Genomic DNA, 25,942 nt, shown 5'->3' with positions numbered 1-25,942 from the left:
GATGGAGTAACGCCCAAGCCGTCGGGGGCCAAGGGATAGGTGTGGTCGTGGAACTGCTTCGCCACGTCAATGGCCTCGTCGCCGATTTCGCCGCCGACTACGGCGAGGTAGACATCGTCGGCCGCCGCGTCGACTGCGAACCGGACGCCTACGACGCCCTTCTGAAGACGTTCGACACCTTCGGCGTCGTCGGCGGCGCCGGCTGTCGCGTTCGCGACGCTGATGGCCGCGTCCTCCTGGCCCGATACGAGGGCGCCGACGGCTGGGTCGACCCCGGTGATAGTCGCCACCCCGGCGAATCCTATCGGGAGTGCGCCGAGCGAGCGACACGAGAGGCGACCGGTATCGAAGCCTGTGTCGACGATATCGCACAGGTACATCTGCTCTACATGGACGACTGGACCGACCGCGACCCGGTGCCGAACCCCTACGTCAGTTTCGAGGCGACGCCCGTCGACGGAGAGTTACGGGCCGGTGATGGCGTTGCTGAGTTGCAGTGGGTAGAGACGACGCCCGACGACCTGCTGTACGAGGAACTCGCAGAGCTGTCGCTATCGGAGTAGCGGGCCGGAAAACTCGAAATCTAAAGCCGCCTTAGAGCTCGGTCTCGAAGTCGTCGAGACCGTAGGTGGGTTCGGCGCCGCGGCGGTCGAGCGTCTCGTTGGCGAGGAGCCAGTAGATGACGCTGAGTGCCTTGCGACCCTTGTTGTTCGTCGGGACCACGAGGTCGACGTTCGACGTCGTGTTGTTGGAGTCACACATCGCGATGACCGGGATGCCGACCGTGATGGCCTCCTTGACGGCCTGGCTGTCACCGATGGGGTCGGTGACGACCACGACGTCGGGTTCGATGTAACCATCGTAGTCGGGGTTGGTCAGCGTGCCGGGGATGAAGCGGCCGGTGCGGGCGCGGGCGCCCACGGCGTCGGCGAACTTCTCGGCCGGGAACCGACCGTACTGTCGCGAGGAGGCGACCAGAATCTGCTCGGGGTCGTAGTTCGAGAGGAACGACGCCGCCGTGCGGATTCGCTGGTCGGTCGTCGAGACGTCGAGAACGTAGAGTCCGTCCGTGCGGACGCGGTGGATGAACCGCTCCATGGACTTCGTCTTCTGCTGGGTACCGATGTGGACACCGGCAGCCAGGTAGTCCTCGACGGGGATGAGGAGGTCCGCCTCGTCGTCGGGCATGACGTCCTCATCGAGGACCGGCTCTTCGTCGGCTTCCTCGGCTTCTTCTTCCTCGGCGGCCTCGTCGGCCGCGTCGGTGGGCTGTTCGTCGTCGGTAGGTTCGGCGTCGGCCTCCGCGGCCTCCTCGGCCGCCTCGTCGAGGTCCTCGTCGAGCTCTTCTTCGAGCTCCTCGAGTTCCTCGTCGATGTCGGACGCGTCGAACCCTTCTTCTTCGTTGTCGCTCATGCGTTTGCCTCGATTCGAATGAGTTCGTTCAGCTTGGCGGTGCGCTCGCCGCCGACCGCGCCCGTCTTGATGAACGGGGCGTCGGTCGCGACGGCGAGGTGTGCGATAGTCGTATCCTCCGTCTCACCGCTGCGATGGGAGACGACGGGGTCGTAGCCGTTCCGAACGGCCAACTCGATAGCGTCGAAGGCGTCGGTCAGCGTCCCGATCTGGTTCGGCTTGATGAGGATGCTGTTTGCGGCACCGACCTCGATGCCGTCGGCGAGTCGCTCGGTGTTGGTGACGAAGAGGTCGTCACCACAGATGAGCGTCCGGTCGCCGACGCGGTCGGTCAGTTCCGCGAAGCCATCGTAGTCGTTCTCGTCGAGCGGGTCCTCGACGTAGACGAGACCGTACTCCTCGACGAGGTCGGCGATGTAATCGACCTGCTCGTCGGGCGTACGCGTCTTGTCGCCGTAGCGGTAGATGCCTTCCTCGGCGTCGTACAGTTCGGCGCCGGCGACGTCGAGTCCGAAAGCGATATCGAAGCCGACCTTGTCCTCGACGGTGTCGACGGCCTCTTCCATGATTTCGAAGGCCTCGGCGTCGTCGATGGACGGCGCCCATGCGCCTTCGTCGCCCTTTCCAGCGGGAAGGTCCCGCTCGGTAAGGATATCGTGGACCTCGCCGTGAACCTCCGCGTTGGCGAAGACGGCGTCGGCCACGGAGGGAGCGCCAACCGGCGCTGCGAGGAACTCCTGAATGTGCGTGGCGTCCGCGGCGTGTTCGCCGCCACCGATGACGTTCCCGAGCGGAGTCGGGAAGTCACGGCCGCGGAACGCGCCGCCGAGGTGCTGGTACAGCGGTGCACCGAGCACGTCGGCAGCGGCTTTTGCGGCGGCCATCGAGATGGCGACCGCGCTATTGGCGCCGATTTCCGAGAAGTCCTCGGTGCCGTCGGCACCACGGAGGGCCTGGTCGACGCCGCGCTGGTCGCCGGCGTAGACCTGCCCTTCGAGACGCGGGACGGCGAGTTCGCGGGCCGCGGCGATGGCCTCCTCGGCCGGTCGCTCGATGGCCTCGTACTCGCCGGTGGATGCGCCCGAAGGGGCGGCGCCACGACCGAAGCCGCCACTTTCCGTTCGGACCTCGGCTTCCACGGTCGGATTGCCGCGGCTATCGAGGATGCGACGGAGCCGTACCTCCGTGATGAGCGTCATCTACTCCTCACCTCGACGGACGGTAAACGGCAGGACGTCAGCGTCGTACTCTTCGGCAGCGACGAGGATCGGCTCCGTCTGGTCCGTCTCGATGAGCACCGGCGCTCCGTAGGACACCTGCAGGGCTCGCGCCCCGAGGATGCGTGCCTTCTCGTAGCGGTTCGTGCCTCTCATTGGTAGGGGGATACGATGTCGACGAGGTCTTTGTGGGAAACGAGCATCCGCCGACAGCATGCGCGGTCGACGCCAAGCTCGTCAAGCACCTCTGCGGGGTCCTCATCGCCCTCACGGGCGCGAGCTTTGAACTCCTCCCAGTGCTCGCCGACGACTTTACCGCACGTGAAACACCGGACCGGTACCATCATGACTGAATCACCTTAGCGGTAGGACTTCTGGTAGCGTGCCCGTGCGCCGGGGCCGCCCCATTTTTTCGGTTCGGACTGGCGCACGTCGTTGACCAGCAGCGAGCGGTCGAAGGACATGAACGCATCGCGGAGCTCGGCGTCGTTGGTGTGTTCGACGAGCCCGCGAGCGATGGCCGTTCGCACGGCGTCGGCCTGCCCGGAGAAGCCGCCTCCGGAGACGTTCACGTCGACGTCGACCTCATCGCGGAGGTCCTCGTCGGCGATACGGAACGGTTCGAGCATCTTCAGCTGCGCCTGCTCGGGGTCGACCAGCTCGACGGGCTTGGAGTTAATCCGCACCCGGCCGGAGCCGTCGGACACCGTCGCGCGTGCGACAGCCGTCTTCTTTTTGCCGGACGTGTTGGTTACCATGTTACGTTAGCACCCAGGTTCTCGCTGATTTCGCCCAGCGAGATGAACTTGATGTTCGACAGACGGTCCAGCGAGGTGTCCTCGAGGACTTCCGCTTCGTCGTAGGGGTTGCCCACGTAGACGCGGACGTTCTCGAAGGCCTCGCGGCCCTTGGTCTCCTTGTAAGGGACCATGCCGCGAATAGCGCGCTTGAAGATACGGTCCGGACGCTTGGGGTAGTTCGGCCCACGGTCCGAGCCGACGTTGGCGCGCGTTTCGTAGGTCTCCATCACGTCTTCCTCACGGCCCGTGATGACAGCGTCTTCCGCGTTGACCACGGCGACGGTTTCGCCGTCGAGGGTACGCTGTGCGACCTGCGAGGCGACACGACCCATGATACAGTCGCGGGCGTCGACGACGACGTCCGCATCGAATTTCGCGTAACTCATCGGATCACCCGCACGTTCGAGCCGTCGGGGTTGTTTTCGAGTGCCTGTTCGAGTTCGATTGCGTCGCCTACCTGATCGATCTTGGTTTCGGCCGTCGACGAGAAGTCGACAGCTGCGACGGTGACCTCCTTGCGAAGGGCACCGGACCCGAGCACCTTGCCGGGCACGATGACGGTTTCGTCCTCCCGAGCGTATCGTTCGATACGACCCAGGTTGACCTCCGCGTGCGTGCTCCGGGGCTTTTCGAGGCGCTCGGCTACATCGTTCCAGACCTCGCCGCCGCCGTTGCGGGCGGTCGACTTCAGGTCAGCGATGAGACTAGAAAGCCTCGGGTTCGTTTTGCTACTCATCGGTTATCTCTCCTGAGAAGTGGATGCAGGGAGCAGGATTTGAACCTGCGGACCTCTACAGGACAGCGCCCTGAACGCTGCGCCGTTGGCCTGACTTGGCTATCCCTGCGCGCAATAGTGTGTTCTTGGCCCCCACTAAAGCCCCTTTCGGTCCACCGTCCTGTGGTGGTTCCGGCCGCCGAGCGCGCGGTCGCGCCGCCGCTCGTGGCCGGGGAGTACGTCGTGGTTGGGGTGTGGGGAATCATCGTCGTTGTTACAGCTGAACCGCTTCTTCGAGTTCGTCCGCGCGGACCTCGATGCTCTCGACGGCCTGCAGGACGAGGTCTTCGACCGACAGCGAGCCGTCGGATTCGACGTCGAAGACGAAGGCGTTCGGTACGTCCTCGATTTCGACCTCCTTGCCCGGATACCGCTGGGTGAGGTCGTTGTCGAACTCCTCGGTCGGAATCAACTCGCCGTCCTCTTCGATGACGCCGCGAATGGTTTCCGGCTCTTCGTCCTCGAACTCGCCTTTCTCGCCGACCACGTTGACACGCTGGAGGTGTCGGTAGCCGACCGCCACGCCGCCCTGATGTTTGGCGTGGTCCTTCCCGAGGCCGAGTTCGGCGTCGGCTTCGAGTTCGAGCCGCTGGCCTTCCTTGAGTTCGATGATGGGGACGTTCTCCTCGGCCGGCTGGACCTTGTCGTCGCTGGAGACGAGGTCGCCCGAGTACGCGGTATCAGGGCCCTCGACGTCGATAGCCAGCGTGACGGTGTCACCCGGCTCGTAGTCGTCCGGCGTCGAAAGCGGGATGAGGCCGAGACGAAGCGCGATCTGCTCGTCGAACATGACCGACGAGTTCTCGATGACACGGACGGTGTCTATCGAGAGCGTCGGCACGTCCGCAACCATCGCCCGGCGGATGCCGTTGGCGAAGGCGGGGCTAACGCCCCGGACGAGGAAGCGCGCGCTCCGTTCGTCGCGGTCGATGAACTCTACCTCGAATTCTTCACTCATGTTAGAATCCTGCGTTCTTCGGGCTGCGAGTACCGTCGTGCGGGACCGGAGTCACGTCCTCGATGCGACCGATTTCGAGGCCGGCGCGGGCCAGCGCACGAATCGTCGCCTGCGCGCCCGGCCCGGGGTTGCTCTGCTGGTTGCCGCCGGGGCCGCGAACGCGGACGTGAACGCCGTCGATGCCGGCGTCCTGTACTTTCTCCGCGACGACTTCCGCCATCTGCATGGCGGCGTACGGCGAGGCCTCGTCGCGGTTCTGCTTCACGACCGTCCCGCCGGAGGATTTCGTAATCGTCTCGGCGCCGGTCAGGTCCGTTACCGTGATGATCGTGTTGTTGAAGGAGGCGTAAACGTGTGCAACGCCCCAGGTGTTGTCGTCTGCCATTTATTGACCCTCCGCTCGTTCGGGGTGGAGTTCGTCGGCCAGCGGGCTGGTCTCGTCGAACTCGATGTCGTCTTCGATGGCGACGTCGACCTTGTAGGACGGCGCGGTGACGCGTGCGCCCTCGACGGTGACGTGGCCGTGGTTGATGAACTGGCGTGCCTGCTTGGCCGTGTTGCCGACGCCCTTGCGGTAGGCGACCGTCTGGAGTCGCCGCTCGAGGATGTCGGTCACGTCCAGCGACAGGATGTCGTCGAGGCTGTCGCCCTCATCGAGGACGCCGATGCGCTTGAGGCGGGCGAGGAAATCGCTGCCGGCCTCGGCGGCTTCTTCGGCGTCTCCCTGCGCCTCACCGAGCAGGCGACGGGCCTCACGGCGGTAGTCGCGCAGTTCGGACTGGGCGCGCCAGAGTTCTTCCTTGTTGCTGAGGCCGTACTGGGTGACGAGGTCGGCCTCTTCGGCGATACGCTCACCCTGGAAGGGGTGGTTCGGCGTTTCGTAGAACTTCGTGTTGCTTCCGAGAGCCATTATTCTTCCTCACCCGCTGCTTCTTCGGCCTGTTCTTCCTTGATGGCCTCGACGTTGACACCGATGGTACCTTCGGTACGACCGGTGGACTTCGTCCGCTGGCCGCGGACCTTCTGTCCGCGCTTGTGTCGAATCCCGCGGTAGGACTCGATCATCTTCATGCGGTTGATGTCCTGCCGTCGAGTCATCTGGAGTTCGTTGCCGATTTCGTGGGTCGTCTCGCCGCTGAAGAAGTCGTTCTGGTGGTTCGTGAGCCACTCGGGGACTTCGTCGGCGTAGCCTTCCACGAGTTCGACGATCTCGTCGATCTTGTCTTCGTCGAGAGCGCCGATGGTGTCGCGGCGGTCGACGTCGGCTTTTTCTGCGATAATGCGAGCGACGCGTCGACCGATACCGTTCATGTCGGTCAACGCCCGCTCGACGCTCTGCGTCCCGTCGAGGTCGGTCTGTCCGATACGGACGAAGTACTGAAGGTCCTCGTCTTCTTCGTCCGCTTGGGGTTCTTCTGCACTCATATGTGGGATTGGATTAGCGTCGTGGCGGGGATTTGAACCCCGGAGGCTTGCGCCACAGAGTTAGCAACCCTGCGCCTTGGGCCATGCTTGGCTACCACGACTCGCGTGTGGGTATCCTCGCCCTCTCGGACTCGGGGCCGGGGCCCCTACATCGATTGCGTTCTTCGCTACCCGACCGCCGTACTTAAACACAACGATAGTCCGGCCTCGTGTGACCCGCTCGCGTGCGCCGTGCCGTCCCACAGCCTTCCGTGGGTTTTCTCCGCCCCATCCCGTAGCACGTCCTATCGGTAACCGCTACAATCCCGATCCGCTAGAATCACTATCGACGTGAGCGCTGATTGGTCAGTCCCGTTCGGGCAGCCCGCCGCGTTCCTTGATATCCAGGATGTTCCGAACGTTCCGATAGATTTCCGCTGGCGTCGTCTCCTCGTCGGCGTCATAGAGGTCCGAGACGCGATACAGCATCGCCGCGAGCTGTTCGCTTTCGGAACTCTGGCCGCGGATGTCCTCGGCCACCTCTCGGAGAAGTGCCACCCGTTCGGGGTCGTCGGCGAACGAATCGCTGTCGCTCATAGGTTAGCGGTTGTCGCCGATTTTCCGGCGACGGACGATACCCTGCATCCGGGACGTTTCCCGCGCCACGTTGCGGAACGCCTCGCCCGTCTCGTCCTCGTCGTTCAGCACGATGGGGCCGCCTTCGTCGCCGCCCTCGCGGACGGAGGGGTCCAGTGGAATCCGACCGAGGAACGGCATATCGACGTCCTCGGCGAACTCCTCGCCGCCACCCTTGCCGAATATGTCGTGTTCGGAGCCACAATCCGGACAGATGAACCCGGACATGTTCTCGACGATACCGAGGACCGGCGTGTCGTGCTTGCCGAACATACGAAGCCCCTTACGCGCGTCGTCAAGCGCAACCTCCTGCGGCGTCGTCACGATGACGGCGCCCGACACCGGGACGGACTGCAGCAGCGTCAACTGCGTGTCGCCCGTTCCCGGCGGCAGGTCGACGATCATGTAGTCCAGCGAGCCCCATTCGACGTCCTCCCACAGTTGGGTCAGAACCTTGTGGACCATCGGCCCACGCCAGATGACCGGGTCGTCCTCGCCGACGAGGAAGTCCATGCTCATCAGTTTCATGCCGAACTTCTCCGGCGGGACGATGGTCTCGTCGTGGGTGGCCTTCGGCCGCTGGTCGGCGTCGACCATCCGCGGAACGTTCGGCCCGTAGATGTCGGCGTCGAACAGTCCAACGCGTGCGCCCATCTGTGAGAGGCCCGCCGCGAGGTTCACCGCGACCGTCGACTTCCCGACGCCGCCTTTCCCGGAGGCGACGGCGATGACGTTCTCGACGCCCGGCAGGACCTGCTCGTCGGAACTCAGGCCCGTGTCGATGCTCGCCGAGAGGTCGATTTCGAGGCCTGTATCGGCCAACGCCTCACGGACGGCCCCCGCAATCTCCGTCTCCGTCGGCGAGTACGGCGCTCCCAACGCGAGGTCGATGTGTATCGTATCGCCGTCGATACGCACGTCGTTGACCAGCCCGAGCGAGACGATGTCGTCGCCGAGTTCCGGGTCCTCGACCGTCGACAGCCGGTCGAGAATCTCGTCTTCGTCCATGCCTACTGATAGGCCGTGAAGTGCCGATAAGGGTTGTGAAGCCATCACTCCGTGTGGGTAACCACAAGCGGTTACGGAACCCCCCAGCGTGGCGTCGATTTTAAGCAACTGTACGCGAACCCTCACCTATGCTCGAGGACGGCTTCGGCCGTGAGGTTACTGGGGTCCGCATCTCGCTTACGGATAGATGCAACTTCGACTGCGTCTACTGCCACAACGAGGGCCTCGGCGACACCCGTGGGCCGATGGAACCCGCCGACGACGAAATGCCGACCGACGACGTCGTCCGCTTTCTCGAAGTCGCCGCGGAGTTCGACGTCGACTCGGTGAAATTCACCGGCGGCGAACCCATGCTCCGCGACGACCTCGAAGAAATCGTCCGTCGGACGCCCGACTCAATGGAAACCTCCCTGACCACCAACGGCACCTTCCTCCCCGACCGCGCCGACGCCCTCGTCGATGCCGGCCTGGAACGCGTCAACATCTCTCAGGACGCCCTCTCACCCAAGGCCTTCCGCGAGGTCACCAAAAGCGCCGCCTACGACGACGTCATGGAAGGCATCGACGCCGCCCTCGATGCCGGACTCGACCCCGTGAAACTCAACATGGTCGTCTTCGAGAAAACCGCCGGTTACGTCCCGGAAATGGTCGACCACGTCGCCGAAAACGACGGCCTCCAACTCCAACTCATCGAGTACATGCCCGAACTTGCGGGCCGCCCCGAATGGGCCGTCGACATCGAACGCGTCCACGGCTGGCTTGCAGACCAGGCCGACCGCATCGAGCAGCGCGAGATGCACGGCCGGAACCGCTACTGGGTCAGCCCCGACGACAGCGAGGAGACGGCGACCGGCATGGTCGAAATCGTCGACCCCGTCGGCAACGCTGATTTCTGTGCGAACTGCCACCGCGTACGCGTGACGCACGAAGGATACCTCAAGGGTTGTCTGAACCGGAACGACGACCTGAAAAGTATGGGTGAGATGACGAAACCCGAGATTCGGGAAGCCTTTCGCGATACCGTTGATGAACGGGTACCCTACTACGGCGAATACATGGTGCAGGACGACGACGGAGAATGGGTGTTCAACGAGGAGTATATTGGTGCCTAATCTATTAGAGATTACAGGTAATTCATCTCCTCTTGTCGAGATATACTGTATATAGGCATATAGCTCATAGGCTGGTAGTTAAAACTCCTAAGTGGACTGTGAACCTGCAAGACACGTGTCATTCACTTTGTTTATGTGGGATATAGCCTGCTTCCACAAATCGTCACCCATACTCTCCTCACCGTCGGCGTACGCTTCAAGAGATTCAATCACTAGCTCGGTCGAATTTAAGAAGCCGCGAGATAAACAAGCAAATTCTCCAACAAGCGTCCGACGGTACTCAATGCCGAGATCCAGCGACTCAGAAAACTTCTCTTCGGCTATTTTAAACGAGTCTTGTGCCTCACTGGCCTGCTTAATCGCGTTTTGATACTGGCCATCACGCTTATTTCCGGCAGCACGCTGTAGGGTGCGCATCCCGTTCGCGTGGCGTACGAAACCAATTCCGAGGGGCGTCATCGGCTCAGTCGATTCAAGAATCGCGCCCTGTTCGTGTGCCCATCTCTGAATGGAAAATCCGTCCACAGGAGTTTCGTGGCCCGCCTCATTCAACGAAGCGAGGTTTTCAGTTATAATATTAGAACGTTCAGTTACTTCTGAAAGATACGTTGTGAATTGATTACCTGTCTGCATCGCGTTCGCATAATCATCTTCGATATATCGCTGTTTATAGCTGGAAAACGTCCTGAAAACGTTCTCAATAGATTCGTATTGGTATGCAGTTTTGTTTAATATTTTTGATGAAATTGACAACACTCTCCCCTCTTCACCCTCATCGTGAGACAACGATTCGCTCACAACATCAGTATGCGCTGTGATTTCCTTTGGAGAGTAGCCTTCGAACTTTTCCAGACCAACAGTTAGCCGACCATTGGCGACCACCCCGATATTATTCAATATTTCTACCGCTTGTGATAATTCAGAACGAGCAACAGCAATCGCGTCTTCTTTATTATTCCCTGAGGTTGAATTGGGGCATCCAGCGAAGCCCGCAGTTCCACCAGCAGCAAACAATTTCAAAACGGTACGTCGATTCGTTGGGGTTTGATCTATATCCATCTTTATGGTGGCATTATTCATTTATGCTGAGATTCGACCATCTCTATCAGCATACATGGCAGTTACGTAGACTTTCCTTTTCTCTGTGACGTAGGCACCAACACCAGCGACCACTTTTGATTCTGTAAGTAGGGCAGACCGATGTGATGCGGAATCCTTCCAAGAGGAGACAGCACGCTCCGCGACTCGGTCGGAAGAGTTCCAATGAGAGGGAATCTTGAGCCAGTAGAGATTTTCGGAGATGGCCGTGTCTGGGTATCCAAAGTAATCGGCCCGCTCGCCAGGACTACGGCCCTCATGATCGTTATGATCAAAGAAGCCATTCTTTGCCATATTCCGACTATGATTCCGTGAAATTGCCGCTAAATCATCATTATATTCTAAGGGTGCACGACCTTCTGATGTTCGAAACTCGTTAGTCGCTTCATGGACTGCCATTTCCATCGGCTCAATGCGGGAGAAAACACCAGCATTCGTCGCGTGAAACGGAGGAATCTCTGCAGGAGTGGAGGTCTCCTGATTAGTAGTTTCCCCACAACCAGCCAATGCGGTTGCTATAGTTGCTGATGTGCAGCCGCTGAGTTCATGAAGGAATCTTCGTCTATCCATAATCTATCAGATCTGGGGAGCAACGTATCCTGCGTCGTTGTCTGTTTTCGAGCCATGAGATGAACTTATGCCGGAATCAGGGGGATTGTTAGACGGACTCCCTGTCGTGTGACCATCATCGCGCTCTTCCGAGTCATCCGATGGTGAATCATTGGGGTTGAAGGTAGAATCTTGAGTCTCGTGTGTTGTACCTTCTTCATCATTACTACCGCTGTTCTCGGAGTTGCGATGGTCATATCCAACGGTATCGGTGAGTTCTGAACCGATGCTGTCAGTGATGTCTGAAACACTTGAACGAGCTTCTTCGTAGTCCTCACGAGAGTATGTGTCAGACAAGCCAAGAAAGTCCATGGCCCCTTCACCGTCTCCGGCCTCAACCGTTACTGAGACTTGATCAGTATTGGTTAATTCTTCACCAGTTGGGCCGGCCGTCTGCTTAATGTCCTGATATCTATATCCTCGGCCTTCCGATTGGCCGAGTTGATAGAACTGACTTCCCATCGATTCCAAGTTAGCGACGGCCTGTGCGCCATTACCGGTTGTTTCGTACGTCGTAGCCTTCGCCGAATCCATGCCATATAGGAGATTCTCAACTGGGCCAGTTTCCTCCTCTTGGGCCTTTCGGGCGTTGCCGACTATTGGATTCGAATGGCCTGTCTGGCCCATCCCTTCTGAACCGATCGTTTGTTCCTGATTATTTCCGCTCGGGAGCAGTCCACCAGAATCTATGCTTTGGTAGTCGCTTATTTCGATTACTACCTCGGCTTTCTGTTTTTCTCCCTCTACCGGAACTTCCCACTCAACATCACCAGTATCACAGTTCTCGATGGCGCTGGCTCGGGCATATCCCGTCGCCGTTTCGCCAGCCGCGTCGTGAATACACTCGGTCTCCGGATTCTGAACGGTGTATTCGATCTCGACGGGGTCCGTGCCGTCGCCACTATCGTAGCTAATCTCTCGCCCCATTTCCGGACTGCCAGCGCCTGGGCTCGTCCCGGCGGGCGCTCCCTCAACGTCGACGTATAGGGTGTCGCTTGCGGTTTCACCCTCCGAACCGGTTACGGTCACTGTCACCTCGTACTGACCGGTTGTATTCGGCGTGAACGTCGTCCGGGCACACGCTGTACAGTCGGGGTCGATGTCCCGTCCGTCCGGCGTTTCGATGTGCCACTCGTAGGATTCGATGTCGCCCTCGGGGTGTGTGGACCCTGTAGCATCGAGTTGAACCGTGGTATCGACCGGGACCGATTGGTCCAGGCCCGCATCAGCCATCGGCCCCCCACCGGCAGTCACCATGCCGGTCGCCGCGATTAATCCGAGCGAGGCGAGACAAATTCCATGTAATATATTCATCTAATCTATAGCGAATTAATTCCGCTACTACGTATAAAGGTTCGGGCTTTCGGTCGTCCCGGGGTCTGTGCCCAGTTCGGCAGTAACACAGCAGGTGCCTGTTATTGGGTAGCACTCGCGGCCATACCCGAACGTTTTATCGGCCGCCTCACGGAAGCACGCCTATGGACACGGCCGAGCGGACCGAACTGGTCACCCGGTACACCGAAGAGGTCGTCACCGAGGCCGAGATTGAGGCGCTGTTCGAGGAACGCGACTCCCCGAGCGCCTACATCGGCTATGCGCCCACCGGCGAGATGCACATCGGCCACTTCACGACGATGCGCAAACTCGCGGATTTCATCGAATCCGGCCTCGACGTGACGGTGCTCATCGCCGACCTGCACGCTCATCTCGACGACGCGAAGAGCCCCTTCGAACTGCTGGACGCGCGCTCGGCGTACTACCAGGCGGCCATCGAGGGGATGATCGCCGCGGCCGGCGCCGACCCCGACGGCGTCGAGTTCGTCCGCGGCACGGAGTTCCAACTCGAAGACCCCTACACGATGGACCTCTACCGCATGCTCGCCGAGACGACGCTTTCGCGGGCCCAGCGCGCCGGCAGCGAGGTCGTCCGCCAGTCCGAGAACCCGAACCTCGGCGGCCTCGTCTACACGCTGATGCAGGCGCTGGACGTGGCGGCGCTTGAAGCCGATATCGCCTATGGCGGCATCGACCAGCGTGGCATCTACATGCTCGCCCGCGAGCAACTGCCGGACTTCGGCTACGACAAGCCAGCCTGCGTCTTCGCGCCCCTCCTGTCGGGGCTTTCGGGCGGCAAGATGTCGGCCTCCGAGGAGACGTCGAAGATTAACCTCACGGATGACGACGACGCCGTCGCCGAGAAAATCAACGGCGCCTACTGCCCGGCCGGGGAGACGGAGGGCAACGGCGTCCTCGAATACCTCGAATACTTAGTCTTCCCCGTTTTCGAGGAGCGCGGCGAGGAGTTCGTCATCGAACGGCCCGAGGAGTACGGCGGCGACCTCGTATACGACGACTACGACGAACTCGAAGCCGATTTCGTCTCCGGGGAACTGCATCCGGCGGACCTCAAGCCGGCCGCGGCGGCGGGTATCGCGACGGTCATCGACCCCGTCCGCGAACGCCTCCTCGACCAGCCGGAACTGCTCGAAGACGCCTACCCGAGCAAGTACGCGTAAGGCGACCTTTCGTCATCCCATCGTTTTCCAGCTACCACCTACCGTTAAGCGCTACCGACCGGAATGTAGCGTATGCTCAATCTGAACCTCTCGGATTTCATGGTCGAATTCAAAGACGGCAGCATCAAGAACGTCGGCCCGACGACGAAGGAAGTGACGGCGAAACTCTTCGACGTCGAGTCGGTCGAAGCCCGCGAGTTCGGGGATAAGCGAGTCAAGGTCGTCGCCGAGGACGGAGAAGGAAACGAGATACAGATGGCGCTCTTCCCGGAGCAGATCGAAGCCCTCGCTGGCGATATCACGGACCTACAGAACAACAGTCGCGTGTTCGAGGATTAGACCGTTTCGAGCCACTCGTCGGCCCACTCCTCGATTTCGTCGAAGACGGGACACAGCGAGCGACCCTTGTCGGTTAGCGAGTAGTAGGTCGCGACGGGGGCGTCCTCTTCGAGGCGGCGCTCGACGAAGCCGGCGTCCTGCAGGTCATCGAGCACGCGGGAGAGCGTCCGGGAGTTGGCGTCCGTCGACCGTTTCAGTTCGTTGAATCGCTTTTCGCCGTCCTGGAGGTCGTGAAGCACGAGCAACCGCCATTTCGAGCCGATTTGCTCCATCGATTCGACGACGGGGCAGGTCGACTCGACCTGCTGAGGTACGTTCGACATACCTACCTTAGGTCGTCCTTGAATAAATATTCACGCACCGACCTGCTCGCTGGCCGGTTTTCCGCATCGGGTGCCAGCGGATTCGTTTAAGTACGTGATTCCCGACAAACGGGGTGACGAACCAATCCAAAGGAACCGCTGAAATCATCTAAAGAGCGTTTTTCAGCCGTCTCGACGCCTGACGAACGAAGGGGCACTTCTATTACCGATGGCACGAGAGTTCCGAGTATGACCCACACGTGCCGGAACTGCAAGCGCACGTTCACCAGCAAACTCAAATACGAGCTCCACCGGGATACCTGCTCGGCGGAAGCCCTCATCTGCGAGCGCTGCGGCGAGCAGTTCGAGGAGCGCCGCGCGACCCGCGACGGCTGGCATTACGTCTGCCCGAACGAGGACTGTGTCGGCGAGGGGCTCGGTGAGGACCTCCATTCCGTCGGTGACTTCCGCCTCGAAGCCAGCACCCAGTAGCCGCAGTCCCCGCCGACTCGACTAGGTTTTTGCCCCGAGGGCGTGAGGGGCCGCTATGGAGTATACCACCCTCGGGTCGACCGGCATCGAAGTCTCACGCCTCTGTCTCGGCTGTATGAGTTTCGGGGACCCCGACTGGCGCGAGTGGGTCAACGGCGAGGAGTTCGGCCACGAACTCGTCGAGCGCGCCCGTGACCTCGGCATCAACTTCTTCGACACCGCGAACATGTACTCGCGGGGCGAAAGCGAACGCATTCTCGGGGATGCCCTCGAAGGCCACCGCGAGGAAAGCGTCGTCGCGACGAAGGTGTTCTTCCCGATGCGCGACGACGACCCGAACTCCGGCGGCCTCTCACGGAAGACCATCGAGCAGGAACTCGATGCCTCGCTGGACCGCCTCGGCATGGACACCATCGACCTCTATCAGACCCACCGCTGGGATTACGATACGCCAATCGACCAAACGCTTCGGGCCTTCGACGACGCCGTCCGCCGCGGGAAGGTCCGACACATCGGCGCCTCCTCGATGTGGGCCCACCAGTTGGCCGAGGCCCTCAACACCAGCGACCAACTCGGCCTCGAACGGTTCGCGACGATGCAGAACCACTTCAACCTCGCCTACCGCGAGGAGGAACGCGAGGTCATGCCCCTGTGCGAGAAGGAAGACCTCGGCGTCATCCCGTGGAGTCCGATGGCCCGCGGCTACCTGACGCGTCCCCACGAGGAGTACATGTCGACGAAGCGCGCCGAAACCGACGACTACGCGCAGGCACACCCCTACGCCGACAACGGCGGCAAGGAAATCAACGAACGCGTTCAGCAACTCGCCGCCGACAAGGGCGTCTCGATGGCCCAACTCGCGCTTTCGTGGGTCCTCCACAAGGACTGGGTCGACGCGCCCATCATCGGCGCCTCGAAAATCGAACACCTCGAAGACGCCGTCGAAGCGCTGGACATCAGCCTCTCGGCGAGCGATATCAAGTATCTCGAAGAGCCGTACGAACCGGTCCCGGTCTCCGGCCACGAATAGCGGGTCCTTGCCGGAATCCGGTTGTCACCTATCGGCGACGGACCAGTAGCGCGGTAGCCAGCAGGGACAGTACTGCAACGGCCGGCCCGAATCCGGGGCCGTCACCCGGCGTCGGCGACTGGACGACCTGTCCCTCCCACTGGGGCGGCGTCGGTGTCGCCGTCGGTTCCGCGGTCGGCGTTTCGGGGGCGGTCGCCGGCGTCGGCGTCGCAGTGGCCGTGGCAGTTGGTGTCGACGTTACTTCGTTCGTGCCGGCGGGTTCGCCCTCGGATTCGGTATCCGAACCATCGCCGGAGGACGGTTCGGCCGTCGGTTCGGGTGTCGGTGTCGCCGTCGCCTGTGGTTCCGACGGCGGCGGGCCGAGTTCCGCGCGGGCCTCCTGTTCGTTTTCGAAGTCCCCGATCCAGAAGTAATGGGACTCGCTGCCGAACGTGACGCGTTCGCCGTCGGCGGTCACGCCCGTCGTGGTCCCCTTTATCTGATACCAGCCCGGTTCGTCGGGGTTGTCGAGACAGTTCGCGACCGAGACGAACTCGTCGCCGTCGTTGAAGTTCGTCGACGCGCCGAAGTCGCTTTCGCCGTTGAACACCAGTTCGAAGGAATCCTCGCCGGCACTGAAGCGTTTGATGTTGTTCTTGACGCTCTCGTCGGTTTCGTAGCCGTCGTAGGTGCTTCCCCGGTCGATGCCGAGTGTTTCGCCGTCCGAGGACCCACACTGCGCCCAACTGCCTTCCTCATAGACCGCGGTGACCTTTTCGAGCGTCTGGAGGTCGGTACCGGCCTGTGCGACGACGGTCAACCCGTATTTCACGTCCGTCGCACCCGGCGACCGGTTCATCGGCTCGACGGTGAAGTTCGACGCCTCGGGCTCGTGGCTCGCCGTCGCCGGCTCGGCGAAAAGCGGTGCGGCGCCTGCAGCGGCCGCGACCACCAGCAGCGCCGCGAACATACAGCCAACAGCGTTGGACGGAGCCATCGGTTTACAGTCGCATACTGGGTTGGTTCGGTTACGCCTGCTGCCGTCTATCTCCGGGCCCTTCTTGACGGCGCGAGCAGGGGACATATATACCGGGGATGCCAACCGTGGGTCACGATGCGGTACGTCAAAGTCTCCCTCATCCCCACGGAGGGTGACATCGACCCCGTCAGCGGAGAGATACAGCAGGAGCCATCGCTGACACGGGAGGCGATTCTCCACATCAACCGCCTGAACGACGGAACCGTCGTTCTCCTGACCCAACTTCGGGGCGACAACGACGCCCTCCTCGAAATCCTGGAGGACCACCCCGCCGTCATCTCCTATAACGTCTCCTCGGTCCGCGACGGCCTGCAGGCCTACATTCACGCCGAACCGACACGGATCGCCTCCGGCCTGCTCAGTCTCACCCAGCAACACGAGTTCGTCCTCGATACCCCCATCGAATACGGCCCCGAAGGCGGCTTCCGCGTCGCACTCATCGGTCAAGAAGAGACCGTACGCCGCGCCATCGAGGACGTCCCAGAGGGCATCCGGGTCGAACTCGAACAACTCTCCGATTACGACCCCGAACTCCGGGAACTCTCCTCGCTTCTGACCGACCGCCAGCGCGAGATTCTGAACACGGCCGCCGACCTCGGCTACTACGAGGTGCCCCGGCGGGCGACCCATCAGGACATCGCCGACGAACTCGACCTCTCGACGACGACCGTCGGGGAGCACCTCCGCAAAATCGAGGCACGGATGCTCTCCGAAATCGCCCACTAATCGATTCTACTGGTCAGATACGCCGTCCCGAAGCCGACGAGTCCGGTCAGGAGGCTCACCTGTACCATCAACGTCACCAGTCCCGACGGGTCGAGGGGGCCGCCCCCACCGCCACCGCCTCCGCCGGGCGCGCTGAACTCCGCGAGGACGGAGAAGGTAAACAGCAGCGCCAGTCCGATGAAGACGTAGAACCCGGCGAACCCGCCGGTACCGGCGATGATACCCGCGAGCGCTTCCCGCTCGGGGAGGTTCCGTCCGACCCACGCGCCGGCGATGCCGGCGACGATTGGGCCAGCCGTATAGGCGACGAAAATCGCGACGAGAAGCATGATGCCGATCTGGGTGCTATCCAGCGGGTCGGTCCCCGGTTGGACGAACTGTTCGATGAAGAAACTGATAGTGAAGTTCGCGGCCAGTCCGACTCCAGCCCCGAGCAGGCCGAAAAGGCTGATGACGGCCAACAGATACGAGAGACTCCGTCGCATGGGCGTGGCTACTTGCCGGACCTACCTGTGGGTGATGCCGCGATACGCCGGGTGATTAAATACACCGCCGTCACGGGGCAGCCTACTCGCTGCTGCGGACGGTCCCGGTGACCCTGTCGACCGTTGCGTATTCGTCATCGCTGTAGGCGATACACCGAACGTCGGACAGCGTTTCGGGGTCGTATTCCGCAATCGTCTCGGCGATGATACGGGCACCGTCCTCGATGTCGAACCCCGCGACGCCACAGCCGAGAGCGGGAATCACCAGCGATTCACAGCCCAGTTCGTCGGCCGTCTCCAGGGTGTTCCGCGTCGCGTCACGGATGCTCTCGGCGGTCGCCTGCCCGTCGCCATAGTGGGGCATCGCCGCGGCGTGAATCACGTAATCGGCATCGAGGTCGTAGGCGTCGGTCACCGCCACCTCGCCGAGGTCGACCGGCCCCTTCGAGACCGCTTCCTCGTTGAGTCCCCGGCCGGCGGCGCGTCTGAGCGCGCCAGCGACACCGGATCCCATCTGGAGACTGGTCCCGGCGGCGTTGACCAGCGCGTCCGCCGACTGTGCCGCGATGTCTCCCTGTACCACCCGGAACTCCATACGCGTGCGTTCGACGGCCGACAGCAAAAATTCTGGGCAGCCACCAGAACCGCTCGTAAGCCACCGGAATCGGTAGGCCGAAACCCCTTCCCGTCCTTGCGTGAGGTATGCGGACATTGCTCTCGATGCGATGGCGCGACCTGCTGTTCGCCCACTGGCCGGTCGCTCCCGCGACGGTCGCCGCGCAACTCCCGGACGGCGTGTCGGTCGACACCCACGACGGCGACGCCTACCTCGGCGTCGTCCCCTTCGTCATGGACGATATCCGCCTGCGCGGGGCGCCGCTCGGCCTGCAGTTCGGCGAACTCAACCTCCGGACCTACGTCACCGTCGACGGGACGCCCGGCGTCTACTTCTTCAATCTCGACGCCGACGACCGTATCGGCGTCAAACTCGCTCAAACCCTGTTCCGTCTCCCGTACTACCGCGCCGAGATGGACATCGATACGACCGGCGAAGGGACCGACCGCGAGGTGACCTTTCGGAGCCGACGCCGCTCTCCGAGTGCGTCCACAGTTCGGTTCGACGCCCGCTACGGCCCCGACGGCGAGTTCACCACGCCGGAGGAAGGCTCCCGCGCCGAGTTCCTCACCGAGCGCTACCGCTTTTATACGACCAGCGACAGCGGCCGGATATACTACGGCGACATCAACCACGAACCGTGGTCGCTGGCCGAAGCGACGGCTGATATCGAGGAAAACACCCTCTTCGGCGCAAACGGCTTCGACCATCCCGACGACGACCCGATTCTCCACTTCGCGGCACCCATCGACGTGACCGCCGGCCGCATCCGACGCCGATAGGTGCGTGCCGCCGCCCACAGCAACCCGACCGATGGACATGACCTACTAAATACGGCCGGGGCATAATCGCCGGTAATGGACGAACGTGACGACGGCGGGCCGGACGCGAGTCCCTTCGAGGAGGCGCTACAGCCGGCGGTCACCCCCGCTGGCGACGACCGGCCGTCACCGGGAGAGTCCGTACCGGATATCGAGGAACTCATCGGTGACGAACGGACGCTCGAACCGTCGATACAGGCCGTCTGGGTGCTGCAAGGCGCAATCTCGTCGGTCGTTCTCGGGCTTATCGCCGCCGTCGCGTTCCTCTTCGCACCGGTCGGCGGCCCCTGGGTCGGTGCCGCAGTCGCCGTCGTCGTCTTCCTGTTGAGCGTCGTCTTCGCCGTCCTCCGGTATCGAATCTGGTCCTACCAGCTTCGGACTGATTCGCTGCTCCTGCAACGCGGCGTCGTCACGCGTGTCTCGACGGTCGCACCCTACGTCCGCATCCAGCACGTCGACGTGCGCCGTGGACCGACAGAACGCGCCTTCGGGCTGGCGACGACGGTCGTCTACACCGCCGGCTCCCGGGGCGCTGACGTCTCGATTCCCGGACTGACACCGGAGCGGGCCGAGGACCTCCAGACACGATTGAAACAGCTCGCCATCGCCGCGGAGGGCGAAGACGCCGTCTAATGAAGCTGAACCCGCTTTCGATTCCGTATCGGGCCGGCGAATCGGTCGTTCGGTTAGCGTGGGTGCTCGTCATCGCCTTCGTCGGCACGTCGGGCATCAGCGGCCCCACCGGAATCGGCCTGCTCGTCGTCGCGTGGTTCGTCGTCGCGACGGCCTACCAACTGGTCTACTACCAGCGGTTCGACTACGAACTCACCGAGGACACGCTGGATATCGCCTCGGGCGTCGTCTCCCGTCGCCAGCGCGAAATCCCGATTCGACGGATTCAGAACGTCGACATCAGTCGGAACGTCGTCCAGCGCCTGCTCGGACTGTCGCGTATCGACCTCGAAACGGCCGGTGGCTCCTCGACGGAGGCGTCGCTCCGATACGTCAGCACCGAGGAAGCCGAGCGGCTTCAGTCCGAAATCGCGCGGCTGAAACGCGGTGAGACGGAGGGTGAGGAATCGCCCGAATCGACGACCGAGGAGGAACTGTTCGCCATCACGCCGAAGGAACTCGGCTTGCTCGGCCTCGTCGGCGTCGACCTGCGGTTGCTCGGCTTCGTGACGGTGATTCTGCCGGTCGTCTTCCCGCCGGTCCAGCGCCGGTTCGGTGACCCGTTTCAGGACCCTCTGATTGCGCTGGCGACGACGGCGCCGCTCGTGGCCGTCGCCATCGTCGCCGTGACGGCGGCAATCAGCGGCCTGCTCGCGGTGGCGAACTACTACGACTTCCGGCTTGCCCGCCGAGGCGACGAACTCCTCTACGAACGCGGCCTGCTCCAGCGGTTCAGCGGTAGTATCCCGCTGGAGAAGGTCCAGACGCTCTCGGTTTCGGAGAACGTCATCGCCCGTCGGCTTGGATACGCCTCGCTGGCCGTCGAGACGGCGGGGTATGCACCCGGCGACGCCGGGTCACAGTCGGCGATTCCGCTCGCGGACCGGACGCGCGTCCTGTCGCTCGCCCAGTCGGTCGAAGCCTTCGCTGACCTCGATTTCGAACGCCCGCCCAAGCGCGCCCGCGAGCGCTACGTCGCCCGATACGCCATCGTCGTCGCCGTCGTCGTCGCCATCGCCTACGCCGTCAATCGGATGACGGACATCACGTTCGCGTGGTACGCGACGGCCGGACTGTTCGCGGTCGTCCCGGTCGCCGCCCACCTCAAGTGGGTGAATCTCGGCTACGACCTTCAGGACGAATACATCGTCCTCCGGGAGGGTTTCTGGACGCGCACGATAACGGTCGTCCCCTACTATCGCGTCCAGACCGTCCTCGATTCCCAATCGGTGTTCCAGCGGCGCCGTCGACTGGCGACGCTCGTGGTCGATACCGCCGGCAGTAGCGGCCTGACGAGCGGGCAACCGCGGGCGCTGGACATCGACGCGGAGACGGCACAGGACATTCGGGAATCGGTCGCCGACCGCCTGCAGGCCGCGCTGGCTCGTCGCCGGGAGGAGCGTCGCCGCGAACGGCTCGAAGCCATCGCCGCGGACCCGTCGGAACTGGCGGCAGACGACTGATTTCGACCGACTGCGGGCCACCACGCTTAAGCCCCGTTCGACACCACGACCGATATGGTATCACGCGCGACGCTGACTGTCGTACTGGCCGCTTTCGTTCTGCTGTCGGGGTGTTCCGGCCTCGTCGGCAACGGGGGCGGAGACGGGACACCGACGGAGGAACTCCCCGAGGACCCCTCGGCGTTCGAGCACGCCGATGGCTTCGGCGCCGAAGGTGTAACTGACGGGGAGACGGCCCTCGAAACGTACACCGCCGCGGTGCAGACACAGGACAACTACACCGCCGACTACGGCTACGTCGTCACGACCGGCGAGGGCGAAACCGACGTCGACGTGGAATACCGCGTGGACTTCGAGGCCGAGCAGGCCTACCAGCACGCCGAAGTCGCATCCCCGCGGGTCAACGCGACTATCAACAACTACTACGAGAACGATAAACGCTACTCGCTGGCCGAATACGAGGGCGAGCAGGGCAACGTCAGCGTCGAAAACGAGACGTTCCCGCCCGAACAGTTGACGGCCTCGGAGGCCGTCGAACCGCTTCTCCTGAACGCGACCGATTACAACGCGACCGTCGACCGACGGAACGGGGTTCCGGTCGTCGTTTACCAGACGACCGACATCGACAACGCCAACGGCGTGCTCGGCGTCAACGACCCCGATAGCGTCTCTGACTTCCAGGCTACCTTCGTCGTCGACTCCGACGGGGTCATCCACAGCGCGACCTACGAACTCGCCTACATGGTCGACGGCGAGGAGCGCTCGGCGACGATGGAGTTCGAACTCACGAACCTCGGGGACACGACGGTGGAACGGCCTGAGTGGGCCGACCAGACCGGCGATTCCTGATTCGGTCATAGCGTTTTTATCGCCTCGGTGGTACGGGTCGCCATGGACCGCCGAGTCGCCCTGACTCTTGTTGTCGCCGTCTTTCTGCCGCTAGCAGGTTGTTCAGCACTCCCCGTCTGGGACGACCCCGGGGGAACTCCGACACCCGATTCGGGGACCGCAACGCCCACTGTGACGCCGACGCCCGCCGAGTCGGTTCCCGGTGCCAATCCGGGCGGCGAGGGCGGTGACGGCCCCGAAGACGCTTCCTACCCGCCGGGCTACAACGCCAGCGGCGTCAGTGACGCCGGAACCGCAACGGCCGCCCATGTGGACGCCCTGCTCAACTATCCCAACTACCTCTTTACTTACCAGAGCCGGCTGGAAACCGCACAGGGCAACACCTCGTTTACCTACAACACCATCGTCGACAACGAGGGTGAGGTCGCCTACGTCGTCCGTGACACGAGTCAGGGCGCACAGGCGTTCTACTACGAGGACGACCGCGTCTACGTTCGCGACGAAACCGGCGACGACACCCGGTACAACTCCTCGGACCGGCAGTACAACATGGAGGAGTTCTCGGGCGTCCAGTTCATCGGTCCGCTTCTGGGAAGCGTCGAGTACAACGACGCCGAGGTCTTCGAGACCGACAACGGAACCTACTACCGATACACGAGCGCCGAGGTCACCGACCCTCAGGCCATCCTCGGTACCGAAGTCGATGAGGACCGCCTCGACCGCTTCGACGTGAGTATCGTCGTCGACAGCGAGGGCGCGGTTCGCGCGGCCATGTTCGTCGTCGAGGCGGACAACGACGTGACCGCCCGGATGTCGGTCGGCGAAGTCGGCTCGACGACCGTCGAACGGCCGACGTGGTTCGACGAAGCCGACGACTCCTGACCGCCGTACGCTTTTTCCGACCGCCACCGATTGAGACGGTATGGCACGCGAAGTCCGCCACGACGCGAACGGCCCGGACGTACTGGACGAGGACGACCTCGGTGACGACGGCAAGGTGTTCATCTGTCGGTGCGGCCTCTCCGATACCAAGCCGCTGTGTGACGGGTCGCACAACGGAACCACCGACGAGGAGGAGGACACCCTTTATAAATACGAGGACGATGACGACGAAAAGGAGCGGCGCGTCATCGACGAACTCGTCTTCGCCGACGAATAGCCACTTATCAGTCGCCGCCCTATCCGGCGTATGGACTACGAGGCCGCAGTGCTCGACCTCGACGGAACGGTCTACCGCGGCGACGAGTTGCTGCCCGGCGCCGCGGCGGCCATCGAACGGCTCCGGGCCGACGGGGTCGACCTCCTGTTTTTCTCGAACAACCCGACGAAATCCCGGGCCGCCTACGCCGAACGGCTCGAAGGACTCGGCGTCGACGTCGACGAATCGGAGGTCCTGTCCGCGGGCACGGTGACGACGCGGTTCCTCGCGGACGAACACGCCGACGACCGGATTTTCGTCATCGGGTCCGAGGGACTGGTCGAACAGTTCGAAGCCGCCGGCCTCTCGACGGTTTCGGACGCGACGACGGCCGACGTACTGGTCGCTTCCTACGACATCGAGTTCGATTACGGGGACATGCTGGCGGGCTATCGCGCACTGGAGGCGGGGGCCGCCTTCTACGGGACCGACCCCGACCTGCTGGTACCGGCCGCCGAGGGGATGGTTCCCGGGTCCGGCGCCATCATCAACGCCGTCGGCGGCATCGTCGAGCGAACGCCCGAAAAGATACTCGGCAAACCCTCGGCGGAGGCCCAACAGGCGGTACTCGATTCGCTCGGCGTCGACCCCAAGCGGTGTCTCGTCGTCGGCGACCGTCTCAACACGGACATGGCCCTCGGCGAGCGGGCGGGCATGACGACGGTACTGGTTCGAACCGGCGTGGCGACCGACGCCGACGTCGCGGAACGCGATATACAGCCCGATTACGTCATCGACTCGCTGGCGGAGTTGGAGACCGTGCTCGTCTGAGGGATTGATTCGGCTGGTGGAAGACCACTACGCGTCCGCGCCTTGTCCCCGTAGCCAAGCGGAACGGTAGAGAACCACACTAATGACGGCCGAGACGCCGACCGTGATGACGGCCGCGAGCACGCCCGTCGGGTCAGGAACGAACAGGGGGCCGAGGAGGCTCCCTGCGAAGACCCCGAGGACTACACAGAGGGCGACCCGGAGGGATGAACGAACCATATCTTGATGACCGGTTCTACGAATCATATGTCTTCTGTCGGCGCCGCCAGCCACTAGGTTCGTGGCGGCAAGCCGTGAGGCACCGGCGTCGTCATGGCTCGCTGGCGGGGGCGATGTCCGAAGGTGGCTACACGCCTACGGTTCGGGCGGGGCTTCGTGGACCGTGAGTTCGCCGGCCAGTTCGTGTTGGCTGGTCGTGCTGAGGTCGACGTCGGCGGCCCGGAACCGCTCGGTGACGGTCTGGATGTACTCGGAGCGCGTCTCCGAGAAGTCCTCGCGGTCGGGGTCGGCAATCCAGAACCGCGATTGCAGGAGAATCGCCGTGTCCGCGAGGTCGGCGACCCGAACGGTCGGCTCCGGGTCGTCGAGAATCACGTCGTGCTCGTCAGCGACGTCCAGCAGGACTCGCGTGGCGGCGTCGATGTCGTCCGTATAGCCGATGCCGACCGTATACGAGATACGAAGCATCTCGTTGCTCATCCGGTTCGTCACCGGCGTCGTCGCCAGTTCGGTATTCGGCACGGTGACCGTCTCGTTGTCGAACGTCCGGATGCGGGTCACGCGAAAGCCGATATCACTGATAAATCCCGCCCTGCCGTCCCACTCTATCCAGTCGTCGATGTTGAAGTTCGGGTCTTGCACGATGAATACGCCTGCAACGAAGTTCGAGAGAACGTCCTGTGCTGCAAAGCCGACCGCAAGCGTCAGGGCCGCGAAGATAAGTGCCGACCCGCCGAGGAGGCCGCCGAACCCCGCCGCCCACGCCCCGACGACGACCGCGCCGACGACGATACCCGCCCCGAGGAACTTCTCTATCGTTCGCTCCAGCGTCGGCTCCAGGTTCCATCGCGCGAACCCCCAACTGACGAGCGGTTGGACCACCAGCCGACCGAAAACGTACACGATGAGCGTCACGAGGACGAATTCGCCGAGTTGCCCGAGAAGAGCCGTATACTTGGATAACAGTTCCGAAACCGACGGAGAAACGACCATACGGGCCCAAACGCTGGCAGGGAAATGAACCTTGGTCTCACGCGGGCCCCGCGTTGCCCGTCGTACCGAGGCGCTCGGGTGGGGACCAGATTTATGTGTTTCCGATTCGTTACTCTCTAGTCCGCAATATTTGACGTTCGGGCGCTCTGCAGTCCGTTTTCACCGGTTTTCGAACTGTTGTCTGACGAGGTTTTATATGCAAGGAGCGCTGACCCACGAGTATGGTTGACACAGACCATACCCCATACGATTACGGTGAAGCGGAAACGGAAGCCATCGGCGACGACCCGCCGCACGAACAGCAACACGGCATGGATACGGTCATCGTCGACGGGTCGGTGATGAGCTACAGAAGCTACACCAAGGTCGAGGAGGACTAACCCGGCGGGCCGACGCCGTGTC

The 25,942-nt window shown here is 62.6% G+C and carries 37 protein-coding genes and 2 tRNA genes; 15 read left to right on the top strand and 24 right to left on the bottom strand.

All coding sequences use genetic code 11. From position 1 onward, the window contains the following. The first annotated feature begins 41 nt into the window (after window positions 1–41). The gene (locus HWV23_RS17065; protein WP_178291579.1) at window positions 42–563 is read left to right on the top strand and encodes an NUDIX hydrolase; all 522 of its coding nucleotides are present in this window, start codon (window positions 42–44) and stop codon (window positions 561–563) included. Window positions 564–594: 31 nt separating this feature from the next. On the opposite strand, the gene rpsB is transcribed toward HWV23_RS17065, so the two are convergent. The 15 genes from rpsB to HWV23_RS16990 all read right to left on the bottom strand — a co-directional run bounded on the left by rpsB (window position 595) and on the right by HWV23_RS16990 (window position 8,211). Next, window positions 595–1,413, bottom strand: a complete 819-nt coding sequence (rpsB, locus tag HWV23_RS17060) for a 30S ribosomal protein S2 (protein ID WP_178291578.1) — start codon at window positions 1,411–1,413, stop codon at window positions 595–597. Then, window positions 1,410–2,612 carry a phosphopyruvate hydratase gene (gene eno, locus HWV23_RS17055; RefSeq protein WP_178291577.1) on the bottom strand — a complete coding sequence of 401 codons (1,203 nt, stop codon included), beginning with the start codon at window positions 2,610–2,612 and terminating at the stop codon, window positions 1,410–1,412. Before eno ends, rpsB begins: the two co-directional genes overlap by 4 nt. After that, a complete protein-coding gene (locus HWV23_RS17050; protein WP_178291576.1) occupies window positions 2,613–2,786 on the bottom strand; it encodes a DNA-directed RNA polymerase subunit K in 174 nt (57 codons plus the stop codon). Next, on the bottom strand, window positions 2,783–2,977 hold the full coding sequence (locus HWV23_RS17045) for a DNA-directed RNA polymerase subunit N (RefSeq protein WP_156708642.1): 195 nt from the start codon (window positions 2,975–2,977) through the stop codon (window positions 2,783–2,785). The genes HWV23_RS17050 and HWV23_RS17045 overlap by 4 nt, the downstream gene beginning before the upstream one ends. A 12-nt stretch (window positions 2,978–2,989) precedes the next feature. Next, complete coding sequence (locus HWV23_RS17040; RefSeq protein ID WP_178291575.1) at window positions 2,990–3,388, bottom strand: 30S ribosomal protein S9; 399 nt, start codon at window positions 3,386–3,388, stop codon at window positions 2,990–2,992. Continuing rightward, the gene (locus tag HWV23_RS17035) at window positions 3,382–3,816 is read right to left on the bottom strand and encodes a 50S ribosomal protein L13 (RefSeq protein WP_178291574.1); all 435 of its coding nucleotides are present in this window, start codon (window positions 3,814–3,816) and stop codon (window positions 3,382–3,384) included. Before HWV23_RS17035 ends, HWV23_RS17040 begins: the two co-directional genes overlap by 7 nt. Beyond that, window positions 3,813–4,166: a 50S ribosomal protein L18e gene (locus HWV23_RS17030; protein ID WP_178291573.1), complete on the bottom strand. Its 354-nt coding sequence runs from the start codon at window positions 4,164–4,166 to the stop codon at window positions 3,813–3,815. Before HWV23_RS17030 ends, HWV23_RS17035 begins: the two co-directional genes overlap by 4 nt. A gap of 24 nt (window positions 4,167–4,190) precedes the next feature. Then, window positions 4,191–4,275 (bottom strand) — tRNA-Leu (locus tag HWV23_RS17025). A 144-nt stretch (window positions 4,276–4,419) separates the two neighbouring features. Further along, entirely contained in the window at window positions 4,420–5,163 is a 744-nt protein-coding gene (locus HWV23_RS17020) for a DNA-directed RNA polymerase subunit D (protein ID WP_178291572.1), read from the bottom strand. Window position 5,164: 1 nt separating this feature from the next. Further along, the gene (locus tag HWV23_RS17015; RefSeq protein ID WP_178291571.1) at window positions 5,165–5,548 is read right to left on the bottom strand and encodes a 30S ribosomal protein S11; all 384 of its coding nucleotides are present in this window, start codon (window positions 5,546–5,548) and stop codon (window positions 5,165–5,167) included. After that, window positions 5,549–6,073 carry a 30S ribosomal protein S4 gene (locus HWV23_RS17010; RefSeq protein ID WP_178291570.1) on the bottom strand — a complete coding sequence of 175 codons (525 nt, stop codon included), beginning with the start codon at window positions 6,071–6,073 and terminating at the stop codon, window positions 5,549–5,551. It lies immediately after the preceding gene. Further along, the gene (locus tag HWV23_RS17005) at window positions 6,073–6,588 is read right to left on the bottom strand and encodes a 30S ribosomal protein S13 (RefSeq protein ID WP_178291569.1); all 516 of its coding nucleotides are present in this window, start codon (window positions 6,586–6,588) and stop codon (window positions 6,073–6,075) included. The genes HWV23_RS17010 and HWV23_RS17005 overlap by 1 nt, the downstream gene beginning before the upstream one ends. A gap of 17 nt (window positions 6,589–6,605) precedes the next feature. Next, window positions 6,606–6,689 (bottom strand) — tRNA-Ser (locus HWV23_RS17000). Between the two features lie 244 nt (window positions 6,690–6,933). Next, window positions 6,934–7,164, bottom strand: coding sequence for a DUF7976 family protein (locus HWV23_RS16995; protein ID WP_178291568.1), 231 nt, complete (start codon window positions 7,162–7,164; stop codon window positions 6,934–6,936). Window positions 7,165–7,167: 3 nt separating this feature from the next. Continuing rightward, a complete protein-coding gene (locus HWV23_RS16990) occupies window positions 7,168–8,211 on the bottom strand; it encodes an Mrp/NBP35 family ATP-binding protein (RefSeq protein WP_178291567.1) in 1,044 nt (347 codons plus the stop codon). Between the two features lie 128 nt (window positions 8,212–8,339). Here HWV23_RS16990 and moaA point away from each other — a divergent pair, with 128 nt between their 5' ends. After that, complete coding sequence (gene moaA / locus HWV23_RS16985) at window positions 8,340–9,323, top strand: GTP 3',8-cyclase MoaA (protein ID WP_178291566.1); 984 nt, start codon at window positions 8,340–8,342, stop codon at window positions 9,321–9,323. 87 nt (window positions 9,324–9,410) lie between these two features. On the opposite strand, the gene HWV23_RS16980 is transcribed toward moaA, so the two are convergent. The 3 genes from HWV23_RS16980 to HWV23_RS16970 form a co-directional block, all read right to left on the bottom strand. Further along, window positions 9,411–10,403, bottom strand: coding sequence for a hypothetical protein (locus HWV23_RS16980; protein WP_178291565.1), 993 nt, complete (start codon window positions 10,401–10,403; stop codon window positions 9,411–9,413). Beyond that, window positions 10,404–10,820: a CAP domain-containing protein gene (locus HWV23_RS17315; RefSeq protein WP_425487441.1), complete on the bottom strand. Its 417-nt coding sequence runs from the start codon at window positions 10,818–10,820 to the stop codon at window positions 10,404–10,406. A gap of 177 nt (window positions 10,821–10,997) precedes the next feature. After that, window positions 10,998–12,263, bottom strand: coding sequence for a PKD domain-containing protein (locus tag HWV23_RS16970; protein WP_178291563.1), 1,266 nt, complete (start codon window positions 12,261–12,263; stop codon window positions 10,998–11,000). Between the two features lie 245 nt (window positions 12,264–12,508). On the opposite strand from HWV23_RS16970, the gene HWV23_RS16965 reads away from it, so the two are divergent. Together HWV23_RS16965 and HWV23_RS16960 are read left to right on the top strand one after the other, a co-directional pair. Then, window positions 12,509–13,546 carry a tyrosine--tRNA ligase gene (locus HWV23_RS16965; RefSeq protein WP_178291562.1) on the top strand — a complete coding sequence of 346 codons (1,038 nt, stop codon included), beginning with the start codon at window positions 12,509–12,511 and terminating at the stop codon, window positions 13,544–13,546. Between the two features lie 72 nt (window positions 13,547–13,618). Beyond that, window positions 13,619–13,885 (top strand): hypothetical protein, encoded by a 267-nt coding sequence (locus HWV23_RS16960; protein WP_178291561.1) that lies wholly within the window; start codon window positions 13,619–13,621, stop codon window positions 13,883–13,885. Here HWV23_RS16960 and HWV23_RS16955 read toward each other — a convergent pair. After that, on the bottom strand, window positions 13,882–14,208 hold the full coding sequence (locus HWV23_RS16955) for a winged helix-turn-helix transcriptional regulator (protein WP_178291560.1): 327 nt from the start codon (window positions 14,206–14,208) through the stop codon (window positions 13,882–13,884). The genes HWV23_RS16960 and HWV23_RS16955 overlap by 4 nt on opposite strands. A 228-nt stretch (window positions 14,209–14,436) precedes the next feature. On the opposite strand from HWV23_RS16955, the gene HWV23_RS16950 reads away from it, so the two are divergent. After that, window positions 14,437–14,679, top strand: coding sequence for a transcriptional regulator (locus HWV23_RS16950; protein ID WP_178291559.1), 243 nt, complete (start codon window positions 14,437–14,439; stop codon window positions 14,677–14,679). 55 nt (window positions 14,680–14,734) lie between these two features. Beyond that, complete coding sequence (locus tag HWV23_RS16945; protein WP_178291558.1) at window positions 14,735–15,709, top strand: aldo/keto reductase; 975 nt, start codon at window positions 14,735–14,737, stop codon at window positions 15,707–15,709. Between the two features lie 28 nt (window positions 15,710–15,737). On the opposite strand, the gene HWV23_RS16940 is transcribed toward HWV23_RS16945, so the two are convergent. Continuing rightward, the gene (locus HWV23_RS16940; RefSeq protein ID WP_178291557.1) at window positions 15,738–16,685 is read right to left on the bottom strand and encodes a PGF-CTERM sorting domain-containing protein; all 948 of its coding nucleotides are present in this window, start codon (window positions 16,683–16,685) and stop codon (window positions 15,738–15,740) included. A 117-nt stretch (window positions 16,686–16,802) separates the two neighbouring features. Here HWV23_RS16940 and HWV23_RS16935 point away from each other — a divergent pair, with 117 nt between their 5' ends. Next, window positions 16,803–17,453, top strand: a complete 651-nt coding sequence (locus HWV23_RS16935) for a helix-turn-helix domain-containing protein (protein ID WP_178291556.1) — start codon at window positions 16,803–16,805, stop codon at window positions 17,451–17,453. Here the strand turns inward: HWV23_RS16935 and HWV23_RS16930 are convergent. Together HWV23_RS16930 and HWV23_RS16925 are read right to left on the bottom strand one after the other, a co-directional pair. After that, window positions 17,450–17,938 carry a hypothetical protein gene (locus HWV23_RS16930; protein WP_178291555.1) on the bottom strand — a complete coding sequence of 163 codons (489 nt, stop codon included), beginning with the start codon at window positions 17,936–17,938 and terminating at the stop codon, window positions 17,450–17,452. The genes HWV23_RS16935 and HWV23_RS16930 overlap by 4 nt on opposite strands. 82 nt (window positions 17,939–18,020) lie before the next feature. Beyond that, a complete protein-coding gene (locus HWV23_RS16925; RefSeq protein WP_178291554.1) occupies window positions 18,021–18,533 on the bottom strand; it encodes a macro domain-containing protein in 513 nt (170 codons plus the stop codon). A gap of 107 nt (window positions 18,534–18,640) precedes the next feature. Here HWV23_RS16925 and HWV23_RS16920 point away from each other — a divergent pair, with 107 nt between their 5' ends. From HWV23_RS16920 to HWV23_RS16890, 7 genes are all read left to right on the top strand, one after another. Beyond that, window positions 18,641–19,336 (top strand): YqjF family protein, encoded by a 696-nt coding sequence (locus HWV23_RS16920; protein ID WP_178291553.1) that lies wholly within the window; start codon window positions 18,641–18,643, stop codon window positions 19,334–19,336. A gap of 261 nt (window positions 19,337–19,597) precedes the next feature. Beyond that, window positions 19,598–20,008, top strand: a complete 411-nt coding sequence (locus HWV23_RS16915; RefSeq protein ID WP_425487440.1) for a PH domain-containing protein — start codon at window positions 19,598–19,600, stop codon at window positions 20,006–20,008. After that, window positions 20,008–21,510 carry a PH domain-containing protein gene (locus HWV23_RS16910; RefSeq protein WP_178291551.1) on the top strand — a complete coding sequence of 501 codons (1,503 nt, stop codon included), beginning with the start codon at window positions 20,008–20,010 and terminating at the stop codon, window positions 21,508–21,510. The genes HWV23_RS16915 and HWV23_RS16910 overlap by 1 nt, the downstream gene beginning before the upstream one ends. Window positions 21,511–21,564: 54 nt before the next feature. Continuing rightward, window positions 21,565–22,359, top strand: coding sequence for a DUF7537 family lipoprotein (locus tag HWV23_RS16905; protein WP_178291550.1), 795 nt, complete (start codon window positions 21,565–21,567; stop codon window positions 22,357–22,359). A 42-nt stretch (window positions 22,360–22,401) separates the two neighbouring features. Beyond that, a complete protein-coding gene (locus tag HWV23_RS16900) occupies window positions 22,402–23,241 on the top strand; it encodes a DUF7537 family lipoprotein (protein WP_178291549.1) in 840 nt (279 codons plus the stop codon). A gap of 40 nt (window positions 23,242–23,281) precedes the next feature. Then, window positions 23,282–23,518, top strand: coding sequence for a CDGSH iron-sulfur domain-containing protein (locus HWV23_RS16895; RefSeq protein WP_178291548.1), 237 nt, complete (start codon window positions 23,282–23,284; stop codon window positions 23,516–23,518). Window positions 23,519–23,548: 30 nt separating this feature from the next. After that, the gene (locus tag HWV23_RS16890; RefSeq protein ID WP_178291547.1) at window positions 23,549–24,328 is read left to right on the top strand and encodes an HAD-IIA family hydrolase; all 780 of its coding nucleotides are present in this window, start codon (window positions 23,549–23,551) and stop codon (window positions 24,326–24,328) included. 27 nt (window positions 24,329–24,355) lie between these two features. Here the strand turns inward: HWV23_RS16890 and HWV23_RS16885 are convergent, their stop codons facing one another. Then, complete coding sequence (locus HWV23_RS16885; protein WP_178291546.1) at window positions 24,356–24,547, bottom strand: hypothetical protein; 192 nt, start codon at window positions 24,545–24,547, stop codon at window positions 24,356–24,358. Window positions 24,548–24,682: 135 nt separating this feature from the next. Next, window positions 24,683–25,540, bottom strand: coding sequence for a mechanosensitive ion channel family protein (locus HWV23_RS16880; RefSeq protein ID WP_178291545.1), 858 nt, complete (start codon window positions 25,538–25,540; stop codon window positions 24,683–24,685). Between the two features lie 221 nt (window positions 25,541–25,761). Here HWV23_RS16880 and HWV23_RS16875 point away from each other — a divergent pair, with 221 nt between their 5' ends. Next, window positions 25,762–25,920 carry a hypothetical protein gene (locus HWV23_RS16875; RefSeq protein WP_178291544.1) on the top strand — a complete coding sequence of 53 codons (159 nt, stop codon included), beginning with the start codon at window positions 25,762–25,764 and terminating at the stop codon, window positions 25,918–25,920. Window positions 25,921–25,942 lie beyond the last annotated feature (22 nt).

It is taken from the genome of Natronomonas halophila, assembly GCF_013391085.1.
Taxonomy (GTDB): domain Archaea; phylum Halobacteriota; class Halobacteria; order Halobacteriales; family Haloarculaceae; genus Natronomonas; species Natronomonas halophila.
This window is presented reverse-complemented; position numbering and strand designations above follow the sequence as displayed.